Origin of the sequence: Pseudomonas sp. SJZ103 (assembly GCF_007828335.1) — a bacterium.
GTDB lineage: Bacteria > Pseudomonadota > Gammaproteobacteria > Pseudomonadales > Pseudomonadaceae > Aquipseudomonas.
In genome coordinates this window covers 84,616-103,261 of sequence record NZ_VIUN01000021.1, presented here as the reverse complement: position 1 = coordinate 103,261, position 18,646 = coordinate 84,616, and the positions used below count along the sequence as shown (strand labels likewise).

Below are 18,646 nucleotides of genomic sequence, written 5' to 3'. Positions count from 1 at the left end.
TTTGAATTCTTCGGGATAACGCGGGTTGCTCATGGCACCTCCTGATTGGCCTCATTTTAAGGCATGGAGGTGTCTACGAAACCCGGGGCGATTCACGTAGCCTGTAGGACATCCGTGCAAAGCCGAGTGCATTCTTCAGTGAGTTCCGACAGATACGCTTCGGGCGGCATGTTTTCCGCCTGGATGAAGATCGTCAGGTTAGGCATGGTCCTACACCTGGGTCTGCGGCACTGTGCCATCGTGACTCGTCAATTGCGCGGTCATCGGGGCATAGAGATGCACGCCCTTCGGAAGCGCATCCAAACCGAGACTAATGGCGCTATCCAGCTTCGCCAGCCACCTGTTTTCAGGACACTTCTCCAATGCGACAGCCCACATCTGCTCAGGCGTGAGCCCCATCTCGATGAGCGGCTCGGGACCGACTGCGCTCACGATCAGATGCTCGCCTTCACCGATGGCAGGTGCACGCTCAAGGCCGCCGTAAAGATTGCGGTGCCAATCGGTGATGTGCTGCTGCCAACGTGCGAAGTTGCCCCCGCCCTTCTGGCGATACTCATCGCCCTCAAGCACGGCCAGACCGTCGATCGAATGCACGGCAAGGTAGACAGGGCAACCCGTGCTCAACGCCTTGAAGCGCTGCGAGGTATGGAACCCGCTCACGGAAATAAGCGCGGGTAGCTTTTCCAGGCTATAGAAATCATTCCACTCTGCTTCGCTGGCTGGGTCGGCAAAGCTGCACTCTACGGTGTAGATCATGGATCACTCGCTACCGGACTTCTTGTACGTCCGGCCCTCTTTGTTGATGTCTCATCATCGTATGACCTTGATCTCGGCGCATAAAACGATTATTCGGTATGCTTCAGTGACAAAAGATCAAGCTAAGCTGGATCACCCTCCTTAGACCGAGAACGCTTATGCGAAAGAAGATCCCGAGCAGCACGGCATTGACAGCATTCGAAGCGGCCGCTCGTCACGGCAGCTTCGCGCGCGCGGCAGAGGAACTGTCTTTGACTGAAGGCGCCATCAGTCGCCAGATTGGCCGGCTGGAAGCCTTCCTCGGTGTCGCGCTATTCGAGCGAGTCGGCAATCGTGTCCGGCTCCTGCCCAACGGGGAACGCTACGCGGCCCAAGTTCGCGAATCGCTGGACCGCTTGGATCGGGACAGTCAGTACTTAATGGGGCAGCCGAACGATGGCGCGAGCCTGGACATCGCCACTATCCCGACTTTCGCGATGCGATGGCTCATCCCTCGCTTGACACGATTCCAGCAAAAGCACCCGAACATCACTGTGCATTTGGCTGAGCGCATGGACCCCTTCGTTCTCGCCGGGAGCGGATTCGATGCTGCCATCCATTTCGAGCACCCAGCCTGGACGGGGATGCGGACTCACCACCTTTTGCATGAAGTGCTGATTCCTGTTTGTCATCCTGCATTGCTCCAGGAGAGCACAGGAGCAGCAACACTGGACAAGCTTCCACGCCTGCACCGACGCCAGAACCCGGATGCTTGGCAGCGCTATTCCCTGGAAACGGGGATCCCACTTACCAATCCAGCGATTGGTGCACGCTATGATCTTCACGGCATGTTGATCGAGGCTGCATTGGCCGGCCTCGGTGTTGCGCTGGTCCCGCGTCTTTACGTTGAAACCGAACTTGCGTTAGGACGTCTGGTCGCTCCGTGGCCAGAGGGGAAAACCACTTCCAAAACCTTCTGTCTCATCCTCCCCGAGCCCATCGCATTGAGCAGAGAACCAATACAAGCGTTTGCTCAATGGATGCTAGACGAAGCGAAGAAAACAACGACGGTTGAGTCGTAGGGAACCTCCTTTTGCAGGCCTGCCACCAGGTTGTCCCATACGCTTTTATGTAGGCATCGAGGACGCAGTGGTCGAAGTACAAAATTGGATACCGACCGCAACGTGACCTTACGCACCACAGTTGTATCGGGTGTGAATCAAGATCTGTGTTGAAGGTGGCGTTGTCACCGCTCCCTCAATCGCTCCTCGTATCCAGCGCACCGCTGCGGCAGTCTCGCCAACGAAATCATGAGAGATAACATAATCCATGACGCCGGACTCAAGCATCGCCCGCGTATGAACCGTCAGCTCATGACCGACAAAAATAGGCCGATCCTCAGCCGCAATAGTCTCTATGGCCTGAGCAACACCCCGATTGGCGCCGGCCACGTTGTAGATGGCTGCGGGATAGTTGTGCTTGGAAAAATAGCGCGTCAATTGTTCAGTCGTGGTCTGAGGGCGATCGTCGGACATCACTCGTTCGTCGATTTTCAGATACGGAAACTCGGAACGGAGCACCCTGCGAAACCCCATCTCCCGCTCCTGCTGACAGCGAAACGGCACACTGGTCACCAGCAGGATTTTCGCGGGCTTTTTAGGTAAAGCATTGCCGATCAGCAATCCGGCGACACTGCCCGCCGCATATTGATCATTGCCAACGTAAGCACTACGCCCGGAGTTAGGCAGGTCGGTGGTCAGGCACACCACGGGGATACCCAGGCTGCACAGTTTGCGAATCGCTCGGTTGATCGCCGGATGCTCGCGCGATACGACGATCACACCATCCGCTGAGGCGCCCTCAGCCTGAACCTGATCAGCAAAAGTGGCGGGATCGACCTGGTTAGTCGGTACATAGTAGCCATGCACGACGACGCCAGGTGTCGAAGCGTTCACCAACGCCTCGGCACCGGCCAACGTAGCATTGAAGGTTTCACCCGAATCGCAAAATAGCTTGATCTGCAAAGTTGCCATGCCGTCAGCCAAATCTTTCTTTAGCTTATCCAGCGCCGCCAGCACTTTCAGACGGGTGTTTTCCCGTACGCCAGGACGGTTATTCAGCACACGATCAACGGTCGCTACCCCGACCCTGGCCACCTTGGCGACCTGTTGAACAGTGGGCCCCTTCCATAAACGCGCCGATGTTTGCATGGTCATATAGCCAGCCCTTTTTTGATGTTATTTACACCATATACGCATTGCTAATAATTGTTTCAAGAGCAATGACAGGCATGAAAGCATCTTCGTATTTGAGGTGTTTTACATCATAAACCGCCTATGGCGCTGCTTGATGATTGCTTTTTCGGTGCTAATAATCGAGGCATAACAAACACAACAAACCGCCAGGATCGCCCCATGAGTAACTCGTCCCCATCGGTTGATTTCGACCGCCGCGGCTACGCCGCTTTTGCCCCATTGTGCATCGCCTTTCTCAATCAACACGCTCGCGAGTTCGACGCCGCGTTGATGACTTTCGCCCATTGATAGGTAGTTGAATATGAGCATACGAATCGCCGTTATCGGCGCAGGGATTATGGGGGAAGATCACGCCCGCATCATTGCCCAGGACCTTCCGGGAGCCACGTTGCATGTGGTGTGTGATGCGTCGCCAGAGCGAGCGAAGCTGATAGCTGACCGTTATGGCGCCGCTGACGTTTCCACTGATCCACTGTTCACACTTTCAAGGTCCGATGTCGATGCAATCATCATCGCCAGCCCGGACGAAACCCATGCGGTCCTGACCATGGCAGCCATCGAGGCTGGGAAACCTGCACTGTGTGAAAAGCCGCTGTCTCAAAGCCCGGACCAGTGCCTGGCGGTCATCGACAAAGAGGCCTCCCGGGGTCGCCAATTCGTGCAACTGGGCTTCATGCGCCGGTTTGACCCGTCGTACAGGGAAATGAAAAGTGCCTTGGGCGACGGCGTGATAGGTCGGGCTGTGATGATGCACAATTTCCATCGCAACGTAGAAGCTCCCGCCAACTTCAGCGGGCAAATGGCGATCAGTAACTCCGCGCCTCATGAGTTCGATGTGGCCCGTCATGTGCTCGACACTGAATACGTTGCCATTTCAGTGTTCCAACCTACCCGCACGTCTGAGGATGGCGCCGGTGCTCCGGTATTCATGGTGCTGGAAACCCGGGAAGGCCATCTGGTGAACATCGAAATCAACAACAACGCCCATTACGGGTACGACGTGCGTGGCGAGCTCGTGGGCGAGCTGGGTTCCGTGCAACTGGCCACACCCGTAAATGCTCGTTTCAATACCCGTCTTCAAGGCTTTGAACGGTACGCTGCCGATTGGCGGCCGCGTTTCGCCGACGCCTACCGCCTGCAGAACAAAGCATTCGTGGAGTTCATCAACACAGGCGTATTCCCTGTCCATGCCGCGAATGCCTGGGACGGCTATTGCGCAGCCATCGTCGCCCAAGCCGGTATCGAGGCACTCAATCAGCGTCGCCGGGTAGTTTTGCCAACGCTGGAAGTACCGCCCCTCTACCGATCGCGAGAAGGAGCTACGTCATGAAGCTGGGATTCGTCACCGACAGCCTCGGTAACCTGCCATTGCGGGAGATGCTCAAGCAGGCTGAACGCCTGGAAGTGTCGGGCCTGGAGATCAACACCGGCGGATGGTCGACCGCGCCGCACTTTAACTTGGCGCAGATGCTCGCCAGCGCCGAGGAACGCCAGGCACTCAAACGCAGCTTCCAGGAGCACGGCCTGGAAATCATTTCCCTGAACGCCAACGGCAACCCTTTGCATCCCACGCAGCCCGAGCAAGGCCAGTGTCTCAAGGACACGATACGCGTAGCCGGTGAACTGGGAGTCAAGACCGTTTGCACCATGTCCGGCTTACCAGAGGGTCGGGCCGGCGATAGGATGCCGAACTGGGTGGTTGCCTCATGGCCTCCCGAAACCCAGACAATGCTGCGCTATCAATGGGAAGAACGCCTGCTGCCCTTCTGGAGCGAGATCGCTGATCTGGCCAAGGAGAACGGTGTGGAGCGTATCGCTTTGGAATTGCACGGTAACCAGTGCGTCTACAACGTCCGTTCGCTGCTGAAACTACGCAATGCGATCGGACCGGTGATAGGAGCCAACCTGGATCCCTCGCATCTGTTCTGGATGGGCGCTGACCCGCTGGTCGCCGCCGAGGCACTGGGCGACGCCATTTACCATGTGCACGCCAAAGATACTTTGCTGAACGCGCCAGTCCAGGCCGTGGATTCACTCCTGGAAAATGGCTCATTGATGGATATCTCATCCCGAAGCTGGTCCTACATCACGCTTGGATTCGGCCACGGTGAGCAATGGTGGCGGCAATTCTGCTACCGCTTGAAGATGGCTGGCTACGATGGCTGGCTATCGATTGAGCATGAGGACGTTTTACTCAACAGCCTCGAGGGCTTGGAAAAGTCCGTAAGACTGCTAAAGAGCGTCATGCCGGTTGCCGCCAGCGATTTCAAACCCCAGTCCATCTGAATCGCACCACGAGAAAAAACCAATGTAATTCCATATTAAATCGCTCACCGCAATGGCGAGTGAGCATCCCCATAAGTTTCAGTCAGGAATATCACAATGACAATTAATTCCTACGGAAATACGGCAGACACTTCAGCCGCCTATGTAAGTCCTGAAAAACGCCAGGCACAGCGCTACCTGCAAAAAGTGACTTGGATTGCCACGTTTGGCGGCCTGCTGTTCGGCTTCGATACCGGCGTCATCAATGGCGCCCTGCTCTATATGAAGGATGACTTGGGCCTGACGCCATTTACGGAGGGCTTGGTCGCCAGCGCCCTATTGATCGGCGCAATGATGGGGGCGCTGTGCAGCGGTCGCCTATCGGACCTCAAGGGTCGCCGCCGTATCATTCTTTTCCTCGCCGTAGTGTTTTTTCTTGGCGCGTTGGCCTGTGCGCTGGCGCCCACCCTCAACGTCATGGTGGCCGCCCGCTTCACGCTGGGGTTAGCGGTGGGCGGCGCGTCGGTCGTCGTGCCGGCGTATCTTGCGGAAATGGCCCCATCCAGCATCCGCGGTCGCATCATCACTCGCAACGAGCTGATGATCGTCACCGGGCAATTCCTGGCCTTCACCACCAACGCCACACTGGGCAATTTGTTCAGCGATCTCGATGGTGTTTGGAGATGGATGCTTGCCTTGGCAACCCTGCCAGCCGTGGCACTCTGGTTGGGTATGCTCTACATGCCGGAAAGCCCACGCTGGCTAGCCACCAAAGGGCGCTTCAGAGAGGGCCTGGAGGTACTGAAACTGGTACGGGAGGAGTACTACGCCAAGGCTGAGATGGAGGCCATCACTCAGCAGATCAGCAACGAGCGATTCATCAAAAAAGGTGGCTGGCGCGATCTGTCTCAAAAAGGCGCGCGACGAATCTTTTTGATTGGCATCGGTATCGCTGTTACGTCGCAGCTGACCGGAGTCAATTCAATCATGTACTTCGGCACCCAGATCCTCACAGAAGCAGGCCTGGAACAACGTAGCGCACTGATAGCCAATGTCGTAAACGGCATTATCTCGATTGGCGCAACGTTCGTGGGTATTGCTCTGCTGGACCGCGTGGGGCGTCGCCCAATGATGTTGCTCGGCTTCACCGGCACCACATTGTCTTTGCTGTTGATTGGCCTGGTTTCAGTTTTTGTCGACCCCTCCGTCACCCGCGCCATGCTCATTCTCGGCGCCATGGCGATGTTCTTGGCCTCCATGCAAGGGCTGATCGGGCCTGCTTTCTGGGTACTTTTGGCAGAAATTTTCCCAATGCGCATCCGTGGCGGATGCATGGGCATGGCGATCGCAGCCTTCTGGTTGACCAACGTGATGATCGGCATGTTCTTTCCATCCTTGGTTGCAACGATCGGGATCGGCCAAACCTTCTTTGTGTTCGTGGGAGCAGGACTTCTGTCCCTGACCTTCGTTGCAGTGTGGGTACCGGAGACACGAGGCAGCACGCTCGAAGAGATTGAACAGCGGTTGTATGGTTAGACGAGGATGAAGTCTCTACGCTGACTTCCGTTCTTCCGCTTCCTATTTCGTCGCCTTTTTTGGGAAGCGGCTCTTCTCTGCTGAAGCGGCTCGTCGCACTGGCGGTGAACCGGCGTTAGCCCTACATTATTGCCAATCACACCTGTGCGGAATATCCATGACGCCCCTCCAGGATAAAGGCACCACGTCAATTGCCTTGGTGCATGAAGCATTGTATAGCGCCAGGCGAAGGCAACTGGACCTGACAGCTGCGTTAGCCAATGCAGACTTCGACCCTCAACTGCTCAACGCCCCAAAAGCCAGGGTCTCAGCGACCTCCTTTGCCCGACTGTGGGTGGAGATAGCCAACCTGCTGGACGATGAATTTTTTGGCATCGACAGTCATCCCATGCGTCGCGGCAGCTTCAAACTGATGTGCCATGCGCTCTTGGACTGCCCGGAAAAATGGCCCGAACGTGATGACCTGGCGGTGGAACTTCACATGTCCAACTCCACGCTGCAACGCCGCTTGCAGGCAGAGGGCACGCATTATCAAAGCCTCAGGGACGACCTTCGCCGCGACATGGCGATTGACCTGCTGTCGCGTGGCGATATGACGGTAACGCAAGTCGCCGCCGCCACCGGCTTCCAGGAAACCAGCGCGTTTCATCGGGCTTTCAAGAAATGGACTGGCGTCAGCCCTGGCGCCTATCGACGCGGCCACCTGGAAGAATAACCTCCCCCCTGTTACGCCCCGCCCAACTTCGTGCACTGCGTTGCACCACAACGCAACTCAACCGACTTCGAACGGCTCACGGCCTTTGGGTACAAGCCTGTAAAAGCCGATCATTTCACCTATCTGGCGGTTGACTACACGTCAGGCTGCCCGCTTGCGACTCGGAGGAGAGGACGGTAAGGAATGGGAGCGAGTGACCAATATCACCTACACCGTCCAGAGTGGGCCGTTCAAAAATGTGTCAGCGCAGTGGCGCAACTCGACCAATCGGTCGACGTACGCCGATAGCGCCAACGAAAACCGCCTGATTTTCCGGTACTCATTTAAATTTTGATGGAATGGTCGGCTGCGCCAACAGCCGTCCAGCCGCACCCACCAACGTCATAGGAAGGCACCGTCCGCTGCCGGTCGTGACGAGCTTATTTCGCGCCAACTCGCCTACCCAAAGGGCAGCGCTCAGGCCGTAAACGATTTCGGCGACAGTACACTGGTTTTTCGCCTAACCAGAAACACTGAGCAAAGAGTCATACTCCTCAGAACACAGAAAAAGCGACTAATAGCATTTTCTTTACAATTTGCGGATCCTCACCACGAGATATCTGCGACGCAGCATTACTTAACTGTGCATCGATATAGGCAGATGCAAACTCTGATGAAATGTCTGCAGAAAACTCACCTTTGGCCTTTGAACGCTCCACCCATTTCCTGTAGGCAGCCAAAGCTTGCTCCTGTATGAAGTCAATTTGTGCTCGTGTTGCTTCACCCAAGTGCATGCGTGATTCGCGCATCTTTATCAAAAGACATCCCTTTGGAACTTCTTGACTATCACTCACTGAGGTGGCAAATGACACTAGGTTATCAAGCGCCTCTCGAAACGGCATTTCTGTGTTTAACATCTGCAGCACAGAATCTAGCACCTGTTCCTGATATTTAAGAATAACCGCTTTCATCAAGCCATCTTCATTCCAAAATTCACGATAAAGACCTGGCTTCGATATATCACATCTTCTGCAAATCTCATTAAGGGACAAACCACGTACACCCTCTTTCCAATAGGCTTCCATTGCCACATCCAAAACGTGATCGCGGTCTAGGGTCTTAGGTCGTCCCCTTAAAGGTTTTGTTGGATCTAAAATCATTTCGTACCACCCAGTATTTTAACTTGACACATGATGCCACCCCACATTATCGTACCACACGGTACTTAATTTACAGCCAGGCAGGAAAGAAAAATGAGCGAAGCACAAAAAAACGTAATCATCACCGGTAGCAGCAGCGGATTTGGCCTAAAAGCAGTGAAAGACTTTGCCGACAAGGGCTACCGAGTGTTCGCTACCATGCGTGGCACAGAAGGCAAGAACGCCGCAGTCAAGGCCGAGCTGGAAGCGTATAGCAACCTCATCCATGTTGTAGATATGGATGTCACCAGCGACGAATCCGTCAAAACAGCCGTTGCCGGTTTGCTGGCTAAAGCGGGCAAGATTGATATTTTGATTAACAATGCAGGCGTAATGTACCTTGGTATTACGGAGGCATTTAGTATTGCCCAAGCCAGGGAACAGATGGAAACCAACTACTATGGCGCTATGCGTATTATACAGGCTGTCTTGCCCGCGATGCGGGAAGCCAAGTCCGGCCTGATCATTAACACCTCATCAATGGTCGGCCAGATCTCAGCGCCGTATTTCTCTACATACGCCGCCACCAAGCACGCTCTGGAAGGCTACGTCCAAGGCTTACGTTACGAAGTGGCTCCCTTCGGTATTGATGTTGCCATCGTACAACCAGGCCCGTTCCCTACAGGTCTGAGTGCAGGCGGGCAAGAGCCTTCCCGTCTTGACGTGCTTGACAGTTATGGTGAATTGGCAAAGATACCTGGCGCTATGTTCGCTGAGTTCGCGAAATTCATGCAGTCTGACCAAGCACCCGATCCACAGCTGGTCGTAGATACTTATTTAGCGCTAGCAGATATGCCTGCTGGCAAACGCCCTACGCGCACAGCTGTCGGCATGGTTTGGGGTGTTGATGAAATTAACGCTGCCAAGCAGCCCATTCAAGACCGTGTTTTAAAAGAAATGCAACTTGAAAATATTTTAGGCGGTGCTGACGCTTAACTCCTGTATCAGGGCAAACTATTTCTTGCCCTGTTTCCGCCATATCAAAATCGCATTCTTCCTTGGGAGACGTCCAGTAGCAATGCTTCAGCTTCGACTAACGCAGCGCAATTGAAAGAGCGAAGATGGCCACTACACGGACTGCACAACACTTCGAAGCGAGCGACTTTAGACACTAGCCAAGCCCCCTCTTTGGGCAAGGAACACATAATGAAGATTACAATCCTCTATAGCGGACTACTTGCAATTTTGTTCGTTGTGCTAAGTGTCCGAGTAATTATTGGAAGAGTAGGTCCCGGCAGTCCCAGTTTTGGTGACGGTGGCAACCCCGTCATGTTTCGGCGCATCAGAGGACACGGCAATTTCGCTGAGTACGTTCCACTGGCACTCTTGCTGATTGGACTTCTAGAATTAAGCGGCTCACCGCAATGGCAACTGCACGCACTTGGTTCAATACTGCTTGTTGGTCGCATTCTGCATGGCTATGCACTTTCGTTTACAACCAATAATATTTTTGGTCGTAACGCCGGCATTATTGCAACTCTTTTAGTCCTGTCCTCCTCGGCTGTGCTTTGTATTTGCAGGTATTTTGGTGGGGTCTAATTAGGCGTGCAATGCGGTCAGCATGCAGTTCACATGTCGGACTTGCGGCTGCACTTCCAAGTTAGCAGCGATCATTTTGATGCCTCTGCTGTGTGCCTCCTCTGATCGCGGCCAGGAGCGCGCAGGTCATTTCGCTTTTGCTGCAGAGCTCTCAGCGCTGGGGTGGTTCGCCAGCCCCTAAGTGGCTACCCTGGATTGCAACTGGTCGGTTTGATTGCAGCGACAGCAGGCGGTTTTTCAGCGATGCCCTTACTGTGGACTCATCGAGCTGCTCAGGGAGAAAGTGGCCGCAGGCAACACCGGTCTGCGCAGCGGGCAAGGGTTCTATCGCTGGGATGAAGAGCGCCGCGAACGGCAGCTGAACCGGCACGGACACCAGCTACGGCTGCTCTCAAACCCTGAACCTATCAGCAGGAACATCGCTGCAAAACAAGTCCCGGCCTACCGGTTGCATGTTACTCGCAGCACCAATGGCCTATGGCCGAATTCGTGAGAAATTACCTGGGCATTTCCTACTCCACTACTACTCGCACTCTTGCCAGATTTCCGACCCGCGTAAACTCCGCCGTGGCGTCACCCTCACGCTGGACGGTAGCGCGGAGCACGGGATAGTAGGTGCCAGGTTCCGAGTAGGTGAGTGTTTTATGTATAGCGAGCGTTTCTGACGGCTGATGAGGAAGCGGAGCGTCTAGAAAATCATCGTTCCCCGTCTGGCTCCATTCCGTTTTCACAATTTTGCCGGCAGATGGCGGGACGGTAATGTCACCCAGCAGCGTGACGGGCTCCCCGACTTTGGCAATGATTCTCTCACCGCTCCTGGACGTGAGTTTCACAACAGGCTGGATGCCTTGCCTTGCTGATGCGTCTGCAGGTAATGAGACCTGGCCATTATTGAGCCCATACTGAGTGGAGCGAGGCGGCGCTGTACCATTTTCCACCCAGGCACTTACGTCCCTGACGGCCTGTTCGAGGATGCCGTTGTAATCTACAAGTCTCACAAACTGATTGTCAGCCGCGCCCGAGGCAACAACGCTGCCATCCAAATGGTCTGCATTATCGTTTAACCAGATCCGCACCTTCGCGTCGTACTGATTACCCTCTCCCGCCTTCAATCGCTGGCCATACCAGTTGGCATCCCAAGGGTAGGCATCGACATCAAGTGCATTGGCTATGATTATCATCTTGCTGTTTATCTTGCCGGTGAAGCTACCGCCTCCGCTGACACCTGCGCTGATTATTGAACCTACCTCTTGGGGGCGTTGCGGGTAGCGCGGAGAACCGTCTGCATTGCGAAATTGATCCCACACAGCAAATCCACCAGAAACCGGTACCTGATGCCGATGGTAGGAGGTCAACGCAATTGCCCAGCGATTGTCGACACGAATCTTGGTTCCAGTTCTCAGAGTGTTGAGCATGTCGACTTGATTTTGCGCGGACAGCGTAATGACTCCGCGTTCGGCATCCAAAGACCCAAGCAATTTTCGATTGCCCCCTTCTGCCCCTTCGAGAGTGAAGTCCAACCAAGAGCTGTTTTTGAGGTGCGACAACCCGGACACGTGCAAGCTTAATGGCTTACCAGCCGAGTCACGATCTATCCTTTGAACCGACACTACGCGCTCAATTTTCGCCCTTCGTACAAGAGTGCCCAGAGTGGATTGCGCGGTACCGAGGTAGCCAGGTTTACTCCAGAAGTCATCTGCATAACCGGGATCAATGCCTTTGACCGAACTGGCAAACCCCAGTAAACCTTGCGGGTCGTTGAGACCCAGGATGTAGGCGTAATTATCCCAACCGCGCAGGGGCACGCCCATTGCCGTGACCTCCGCAAGAACCGAGGCCTGCGTGGCGTCAAGTGCTGCAAAAGGATCGCCGCTACCTCCCGGTCGCATAGCGTCGGCAATGTGTGACGCTTTATCTTCGAGTACAAGACGTGCGAAAGCACGAACAAAAAAATTGGTAGGAATGGATGTTGGAACGCCAATGACGAATGGAACGGCACCCTCCCATACCCCCGACGAGTTCTCAGCCGCTGCAATGGTCAGATAAGACCCGCCGCTGCCACCATAGATGTAGCCGTGGATCTGAGAAGCGGGCAGTCCATAGTATTCCCCAGCGACCATCTTCGAGAACTTTGCAGCCGCCGCGTTGGCTCGATAGCCAGAGGGCGAAACAGTATCCACGGTATACGCACCGCTGTCGGCACCAAATTTGATTACCCGGTCCGGAACGCTACCGTCACCCAAGGGATAAACCTTGTGGAAGAAACGCCCTTTCCATTGGGCTTTCGGCGGGAAGAAAAAGCTGAACTTTACATCGGTGCCTTCGAAGTGCCCGGAAACGCGATGCGTCAGAACAGGGCTTTTCAAATCTTCTCGGCTATCTATTACCGGGCGGTCGAACTCCGGATCGACGCAGTCTTGAGTAATGAACATTATCCCGCCCGGTGGTGTTTCACACGGCGGGGATTGAGACGCGGCGGAAGCTAATGTCGACAACCCACCAAGCGACACTGCAAGTACCAAGCATCTGGAAGCGACGAACTTCTTATTGAAACCGTCACCGCGATGGAAATCTGTGCCAGGTGGAGCAGCCACTAGAGTCAGTTTTTTAGCGTTGTTCATAATGGCTGTGAATTCCTTGAGGAGCTTCAATGACGGCAGACCGACACTGCTGGGTAAGTTTTTGAGTCGTTTGAGGATGAGACCGCTCCGGCTGGGTCTCTCATTTTCCAGCTTGAGAAGCGTGACGTGCTCTACCAGGCGCTCACCTGCGCCTGGACAGAGCCTTAGCTGGAGATGTCTACGATGCCGGGGGCAGTCCACCCAACAACGACGATTCACATGGCGTAGAGAAGAAACGCCAAGCCTTCGCTGATTGCACTGCAGGCTTCGCTGTTGGCCTGACAAGGGAGAGGTTTGCCGGTAACGAATGGAACGGCAATGGAGGAAAAAGAACTGATGCGGATATTGCCGGCGTGATAAATCGCTGCGTGGGCGCCGTCATGCGACAGAGCCTCAAGGCTGATTTGGAAGATTCGGGCGCCAGACATAGTCGTACCATAACAATAGGATTGAACATATCCGGCGGTCCGGTGACAGCAAGGTAGCATGATGATTAATACGACCAAGGAATATATTCTATTATTCTTATTCCTAAAATGAATAATAGACCCAGGCGCTGCATCACGCCCACCCCTCCAGTCGCAACGTGGACCGAATCAGCCGTTGCTCTTCGCTTTCAATTTCCCTGAGGTTTTCGCAGATGCTCTGGATGTGCGCGATGGCCGCCTTGCGCGCCTGCTCCGGCAGGCGCCCGGTCACGGCGTTATACAGCCGTGCGTGTTGGCGATCGATCTGGCGCTTCTGCGGTTCACGGTGATAGAGGTTGTTGACCGAAGCGAAGACGGTGTTGAGCAGCAAGTCCGTCAGCGAGCGCAAGGTCTGCACCAGCACCGGGTTGTGCGACGCCTCGCAGATCGCCAGGTGGAACGCATGATCAAGCCGAGCATGTTCGCTCGCCTCCAGCAAATGGCCGTGGGCATCGAGCAATGCCTCATAAGCGCGGGTGATCAGGACAAAATCGGCGTCGGTGCCACGCAGGGCCGCTAAGCGGGCGGATTCGCCCTCGAGCAGGCTACGCACCTCGAACAGGTCGTAGAGCGTCCGCGGCTGCGAGCTGAACAGGTGCAGCAGCGGTGACGCCACGCCCGGCCCCGACAGGTCGGCCACGAATGAGCCCTTGCCTTGCTGGGTGTTGATAATCCCGCGAGCGCGCAACACCTTGAGTCCCTCGCGAAGGGCGGTACGCGAGACGCCGAGTTTTTCCGTCAACCGCCGCTCCGAGGGCAACAGTTGCCCGGTCTTGAGCACACCGTCGACGATCAGGCGCTCGATCCGCTCACAGACCACGTCGGCAACTTGCTGGGTACGGCCCGTTTCTGTGCTGTCCATGCGATCTCCAACTGGTATGACCAGCTTCAGCGTCCGACTCGCCAGTGCTCAAACACCTGGCTAATCAACTGTTTTTGATGGTCTTTTTTAACCGAATAAAGAAACAACGATTAAACAACTGGTTCGACCAGACCAACAACCCATAGACAGTAAAACGCCCCAGGCGAATGATGCAAGCCAGCTGCATCGGAACAGACCTCGAATAAAAACAACTGAGGGTCGCCTACCGACTATGAACATTCTCTACGATGAACGCGTCGACGGCGTCCTGCCTGACGTCGACAAACAGGCGCTGCTGCACGCCCTGCAGACTCGGTTGCCTGATCTGGAAATCCTGCACCAGCGCGAAGCGCTCAAGCCATACGAATGCGACGGCCTCTCCGCTTATCGCACCACGCCCATGCTGGTGGTGCTGCCGCGCCACATCGATCAGGTGCAGGGCGTGCTTCGAGTCTGCCATGAGCGGCGTGTACCGGTTGTGGCTCGTGGTGCGGGCACTGGTTTGTCCGGCGGTGCGCTGCCGCTGGAAAAAGGCGTGTTGCTGGTGATGGCGCGCTTCAACAACATTCTGCACATCGACCCCGCCGCCCGCACCGCCCGGGTTCAGCCGGGGGTACGCAACCTGGCGATTTCCCAGGCGGCTGCGCCATTTGGCTTGTATTACGCGCCGGACCCTTCCTCGCAGATCGCCTGTTCCATCGGCGGTAATGTGGCGGAAAACGCCGGTGGCGTGCATTGCCTGAAGTATGGGCTGACCTTGCACAACCTGCTCAACGTCGACGTGCTAACCGTCGACGGCGAACACGTGAGCCTGGGGTCCCAGGCCCTCGACTCTCCGGGTTTCGATCTGCTCGCGTTGTTCACCGGCTCCGAAGGCATGCTCGGGGTGATCACCGAGGTCACGGTCAAGCTGCTGCCCAAACCACAAACGGCCAAAGTGCTGCTGGCAGCCTTCGACTGCGTCGAAAAGGCTGGCCGTGCGGTGGGGGACATCATTGCCGCCGGCATCATCCCAGGCGGCCTGGAAATGATGGACAACCTGGCCATTCGCGCCGCCGAAGACTTCATTCACGCCGGCTACCCGGTGGACGCCGAAGCGATTCTGTTGTGTGAACTCGATGGCGTAGAAGCCGACGTCCACGACGACTGCGACCGCGTGCGCCAGGTGCTGGAACAGGCCGGCGCCACCGAAGTGCGCCAGGCTCGCGATGAGGCCGAACGCGTGCGTTTCTGGGCCGGGCGCAAGAATGCGTTTCCGGCGGTGGGCCGCCTCTCACCGGATTATTACTGTATGGACGGGACGATCCCGCGCCGCGAACTGCCTGGCGTGCTGCACGCTATCGCGGCGTTATCGACCGAGTACGACCTGCGGGTAGCGAATGTTTTCCACGCCGGCGACGGCAACATGCACCCGCTGATCCTGTTCGATGCCAATCAACCGGGCGAACTCGATCGCGCCGAAGCCCTGGGCGGCAAGATCCTCGAATTGTGCGTGAAGGTCGGCGGCAGCATTACCGGTGAACATGGTGTGGGCCGCGAAAAGATCAATCAGATGTGCGCCCAGTTCAATAGCGATGAGCTGAACGTGTTCCACGCCGTCAAAGCCGCATTCGACCCAGGCGGATTGCTCAACCCTGGCAAGAACATCCCGACGTTGCATCGATGCGCCGAGTTTGGCGCCATGCACGTTCATCTGGGTCAGATGCCCTTCCCCGACCTGGAGCGTTTCTGATGCACAGCGAACACGCTATCGACGCCAGCGCAGTGCTGCTGGAGCAGGTCAACCAGGCGCTGAACAACGCCACGCCGCTGCGTATCCAGGGCTCCAACAGCAAGGCATTCCTTGGACGCGCAGTCACAGGTGAAGTCCTCGACACGCGCGCCCACCGTGGCATCGTCAGCTACGACCCGACTGAACTGGTGATCACCGCCCGTTGCGGCACGCCCTTGGCAGAGTTGGCAGAAGTGCTGGACGCCTCGCAACAGATGCTGCCTTGCGAACCGCCCTCCTTCGGTGAACACGCCACCGTGGGCGGCATGATTGCCAGCGGACTCTCGGGGCCACGGCGCCCGTGGTCAGGATCGGTCCGCGACTTCATCCTCGGAACACGGCTGATCACCGGACAGGGCAAGCATTTGCGCTTCGGCGGCGAGGTCATGAAGAACGTCGCCGGCTACGATCTGTCGCGCTTGATGGCCGGCAGTTACGGCGCGCTTGGGGTGGTGACCGAAGTGTCCCTCAAGGTCCTGCCCAAACCACGGCAAACCTTGAGCATAAGCCTGGAGCTGGACACCGACCGTGCCTTGCTGCGCCTGGCGGAATGGGGGCAACAACCGCTGCCGATCAGCGCCGCGTGTCACGATGGCCAGCGCCTGCACCTGCGACTCGAAGGGGGTGAAGGCTCGGTGGCGGCGGCCCATGACCGCCTGGGCGGTGAGTGTCTGGACGCTGCCTACTGGCATGACCTGAACGAACACCGGTTGAGTTTCTTCGATGAGGACCTGCCCCTTTGGCGCCTGTCCTTGCCGCACAACACGCCCCGATTGTCGCTGCCAGGGACGCAACTGATCGATTGGGGGGGCGCCCAGCGCTGGCTCAAATCCGACGCCGACGCGAGTGTCATTCGCACGGTGGTCGATAAACTCGGCGGGCATGCGACCTGCTACCACCCGGGCCTGATCGACAGTCCCTTCCAACCGCTGCCCGACACCTTGATGCGCTACCACCGGAATCTGAAGCAGCAACTCGATCCACGGGGCATCTTCAACCCCGGTCGCCTGTACGCGGAGCTTTGAACCATGCAGACCACCTTGAGCGAAGACGCCCGCCGACTGCCTCGCGCTGAAGAAGCCGAAAGCATCCTGCGCAGTTGCGTGCACTGCGGTTTTTGCAATGCCACCTGCCCGACCTATCAACTGCTGGGCGATGAACTGGATGGCCCGAGGGGACGCATCTACCTGATCAAGCAGGTGCTCGAAGGCAATGAAGTCACGCGCAAGACCCAGGAGCACCTGGACCGTTGCCTGTCCTGCCGTAACTGCGAAAGCACCTGCCCCTCCGGCGTCGACTATCACAATTTGCTCGACATCGGCCGGGCGGTGGTCGACGCGGCAGTGCAACGCCCGCTCAGTCAACGCTTGCTGCGCGAAGGGTTACGCAGCGTCGTTCCCAATCCCGCGCTATTCAACGTGCTGATCGGCAGTGGCCAGCTATTTCGGGCGTTGTTGCCCAACACCTTGCAGGCCAAGTTGCCTCGCCGCGCCTACCCGGTCAAACCGCGCCCGACCCCACACCACGCCCGCCAGGTATTGATGCTTGAGGGCTGCGTGCAGCCGAGTCTGTCCCCCAATACCAACGCCGCCACGGCGCGGGTGCTGGATCGACTGGGGATCAGCGTCATATCGACCCATGAGGCAGGCTGCTGCGGTGCCGTGGACTATCACCTCGACGCTCAGGCGGCCGGCCTTGAGCGTGCGCGGCGCAACATCGATGCATGGTGGCCGAGCATTGAAAGCGGTGCCGAGGCCATTGTGCAAACCGCCAGCGGCTGCGGTGCCTTTATCAAGGATTATGGCCACCTGCTCAGCACCGACCCGGCGTATGCCGACAAGGCGAAAAGGGTCAGTGCCCTGGCCAGGGACTTGGTTGAAGTGCTGCGCGGCGAGCCGCTGGATAAGCTTGGCATACACAGCGACCAGCGCCTGGCGTTCCACTGCCCCTGCACGTTGCAGCACGCGCAAAAACTCGGCGGTGCCGTTGAAGCCATGCTGACAAGCCTGGGATTCAACCTGACCGCTGTTCCCGACAGCCACCTGTGCTGCGGCTCGGCGGGCACCTACTCGCTGACCCAGCCCGAATTGTCGCGACAACTGCGCGATAACAAGCTCACTGCGTTGGAAAGCGGCCACCCCGACGTCATCGCCACCGCCAATATTGGCTGCCAGTCCCACCTCGACGGAGCGGGGCGCACCCCGGTCAGGCACTGGATCGAACTGGTCGAGGCCGCGTTGCCCTCACCCAGTACTGGAGAATCCCCATGAAAACCAAAGCCGTACTGAGCCAGACCGAAGTCAGCCAAATCCTTGCGGCTGCACGCACCGAAGCCCACAGCAATCAATGGGCCGTGACCATCGTCATTGTCGATGACGGCGGCCATCCCCTGGCCCTTGAACGCCTCGACGGCTGCGCGCCGGTCAGTGCCTACATCGCCACCGAAAAGGCCCGCACCTCGGCACTGGGTCGGCGTGAGTCCAAAGGGTATGAAGAGATTGTCAATGGCGGACGCTATGCCTTTTTGTCAGCGCCCTTGTTGACCTCCCTCGAAGGCGGTGTGCCGATCATCGTCGACGGCCAGGTAATCGGCGCCGTCGGTGTGTCCGGGGTCAAGTCTGGCCAGGATGCACAGGTGGCCAAAGCCGGGGCGCAATGCCTGAGCTGAACCGGCCCCTTGTGGCGAGCGGGCTTACCCCGCG

Annotated in this window: 18 protein-coding genes and 1 pseudogene; 13 read left to right on the top strand and 6 right to left on the bottom strand. The window is 56.9% G+C overall.

The features are described from left to right. Positions 1 to 210: 210 nt before the first annotated feature. Positions 211 to 756, bottom strand: a complete 546-nt coding sequence (locus FBY10_RS29545; RefSeq protein ID WP_145338682.1) for a sugar ABC transporter — start codon at positions 754 to 756, stop codon at positions 211 to 213. Positions 757 to 914: 158 nt separating this feature from the next. On the opposite strand from FBY10_RS29545, the gene FBY10_RS29540 reads away from it, so the two are divergent. Next, positions 915 to 1,817 (top strand): LysR substrate-binding domain-containing protein, encoded by a 903-nt coding sequence (locus FBY10_RS29540; protein WP_145338681.1) that lies wholly within the window; start codon positions 915 to 917, stop codon positions 1,815 to 1,817. A 108-nt stretch (positions 1,818 to 1,925) separates the two neighbouring features. On the opposite strand, the gene FBY10_RS29535 is transcribed toward FBY10_RS29540, so the two are convergent. Further along, entirely contained in the window at positions 1,926 to 2,951 is a 1,026-nt protein-coding gene (locus FBY10_RS29535) for a LacI family DNA-binding transcriptional regulator (RefSeq protein ID WP_145338680.1), read from the bottom strand. Between the two features lie 198 nt (positions 2,952 to 3,149). Here FBY10_RS29535 and FBY10_RS31960 point away from each other — a divergent pair, with 198 nt between their 5' ends. The 6 genes and pseudogenes from FBY10_RS31960 to FBY10_RS29510 all read left to right on the top strand — a co-directional run. Next, positions 3,150 to 3,278: a hypothetical protein gene (locus tag FBY10_RS31960; protein WP_256663610.1), complete on the top strand. Its 129-nt coding sequence runs from the start codon at positions 3,150 to 3,152 to the stop codon at positions 3,276 to 3,278. Positions 3,279 to 3,291: 13 nt separating this feature from the next. Further along, positions 3,292 to 4,320 carry a Gfo/Idh/MocA family oxidoreductase gene (locus FBY10_RS29530; RefSeq protein WP_145338679.1) on the top strand — a complete coding sequence of 343 codons (1,029 nt, stop codon included), beginning with the start codon at positions 3,292 to 3,294 and terminating at the stop codon, positions 4,318 to 4,320. Further along, positions 4,317 to 5,276, top strand: coding sequence for a sugar phosphate isomerase/epimerase (locus FBY10_RS29525; protein WP_131696417.1), 960 nt, complete (start codon positions 4,317 to 4,319; stop codon positions 5,274 to 5,276). The genes FBY10_RS29530 and FBY10_RS29525 overlap by 4 nt, the downstream gene beginning before the upstream one ends. A 96-nt stretch (positions 5,277 to 5,372) precedes the next feature. Next, on the top strand, positions 5,373 to 6,791 hold the full coding sequence (locus FBY10_RS29520; RefSeq protein ID WP_131696418.1) for a sugar porter family MFS transporter: 1,419 nt from the start codon (positions 5,373 to 5,375) through the stop codon (positions 6,789 to 6,791). 157 nt (positions 6,792 to 6,948) lie between these two features. Next, positions 6,949 to 7,506, top strand: a complete 558-nt coding sequence (locus FBY10_RS29515) for an AraC family transcriptional regulator (RefSeq protein ID WP_145338678.1) — start codon at positions 6,949 to 6,951, stop codon at positions 7,504 to 7,506. A gap of 130 nt (positions 7,507 to 7,636) precedes the next feature. Then, positions 7,637 to 7,840: pseudogene (locus tag FBY10_RS29510) on the top strand (OprD family outer membrane porin); the annotation flags it as partial. 199 nt (positions 7,841 to 8,039) lie between these two features. On the opposite strand, the gene FBY10_RS29505 reads toward FBY10_RS29510, so the two are convergent. After that, a complete protein-coding gene (locus tag FBY10_RS29505) occupies positions 8,040 to 8,570 on the bottom strand; it encodes a TetR/AcrR family transcriptional regulator (protein WP_178116815.1) in 531 nt (176 codons plus the stop codon). 168 nt (positions 8,571 to 8,738) lie between these two features. Here FBY10_RS29505 and FBY10_RS29500 point away from each other — a divergent pair, with 168 nt between their 5' ends. Both FBY10_RS29500 and FBY10_RS29495 read left to right on the top strand, forming a co-directional pair. Beyond that, entirely contained in the window at positions 8,739 to 9,620 is an 882-nt protein-coding gene (locus FBY10_RS29500; RefSeq protein WP_145338676.1) for an SDR family oxidoreductase, read from the top strand. 210 nt (positions 9,621 to 9,830) lie between these two features. Continuing rightward, entirely contained in the window at positions 9,831 to 10,223 is a 393-nt protein-coding gene (locus tag FBY10_RS29495; RefSeq protein WP_145338675.1) for an MAPEG family protein, read from the top strand. Between the two features lie 512 nt (positions 10,224 to 10,735). Here FBY10_RS29495 and FBY10_RS29485 read toward each other — a convergent pair. The 3 genes from FBY10_RS29485 to glcC form a co-directional block, all read right to left on the bottom strand. Beyond that, positions 10,736 to 12,844 (bottom strand): Tat pathway signal sequence domain protein, encoded by a 2,109-nt coding sequence (locus FBY10_RS29485; RefSeq protein ID WP_256663609.1) that lies wholly within the window; start codon positions 12,842 to 12,844, stop codon positions 10,736 to 10,738. Positions 12,845 to 13,059: 215 nt separating this feature from the next. Next, a complete protein-coding gene (locus FBY10_RS29480; RefSeq protein ID WP_053187656.1) occupies positions 13,060 to 13,272 on the bottom strand; it encodes a hypothetical protein in 213 nt (70 codons plus the stop codon). A gap of 133 nt (positions 13,273 to 13,405) precedes the next feature. After that, positions 13,406 to 14,173: a transcriptional regulator GlcC gene (gene glcC / locus FBY10_RS29475; RefSeq protein ID WP_145338674.1), complete on the bottom strand. Its 768-nt coding sequence runs from the start codon at positions 14,171 to 14,173 to the stop codon at positions 13,406 to 13,408. Positions 14,174 to 14,405: 232 nt separating this feature from the next. Between glcC and glcD the strand changes: the two genes are divergently transcribed. Genes glcD through FBY10_RS29455 form a run of 4 tightly spaced genes read left to right on the top strand, consistent with a single transcriptional unit; the run spans position 14,406 to position 18,612 of the window. Then, on the top strand, positions 14,406 to 15,905 hold the full coding sequence (glcD, locus tag FBY10_RS29470; RefSeq protein WP_145338673.1) for a glycolate oxidase subunit GlcD: 1,500 nt from the start codon (positions 14,406 to 14,408) through the stop codon (positions 15,903 to 15,905). Further along, complete coding sequence (gene glcE, locus FBY10_RS29465; protein ID WP_145338672.1) at positions 15,905 to 16,969, top strand: glycolate oxidase subunit GlcE; 1,065 nt, start codon at positions 15,905 to 15,907, stop codon at positions 16,967 to 16,969. Before glcD ends, glcE begins: the two co-directional genes overlap by 1 nt. A gap of 3 nt (positions 16,970 to 16,972) precedes the next feature. Continuing rightward, positions 16,973 to 18,214, top strand: a complete 1,242-nt coding sequence (glcF, locus tag FBY10_RS29460) for a glycolate oxidase subunit GlcF (protein ID WP_145338671.1) — start codon at positions 16,973 to 16,975, stop codon at positions 18,212 to 18,214. Further along, a complete protein-coding gene (locus tag FBY10_RS29455; protein WP_145338670.1) occupies positions 18,211 to 18,612 on the top strand; it encodes a heme-binding protein in 402 nt (133 codons plus the stop codon). Before glcF ends, FBY10_RS29455 begins: the two co-directional genes overlap by 4 nt. Positions 18,613 to 18,646: the final 34 nt, after the last annotated feature.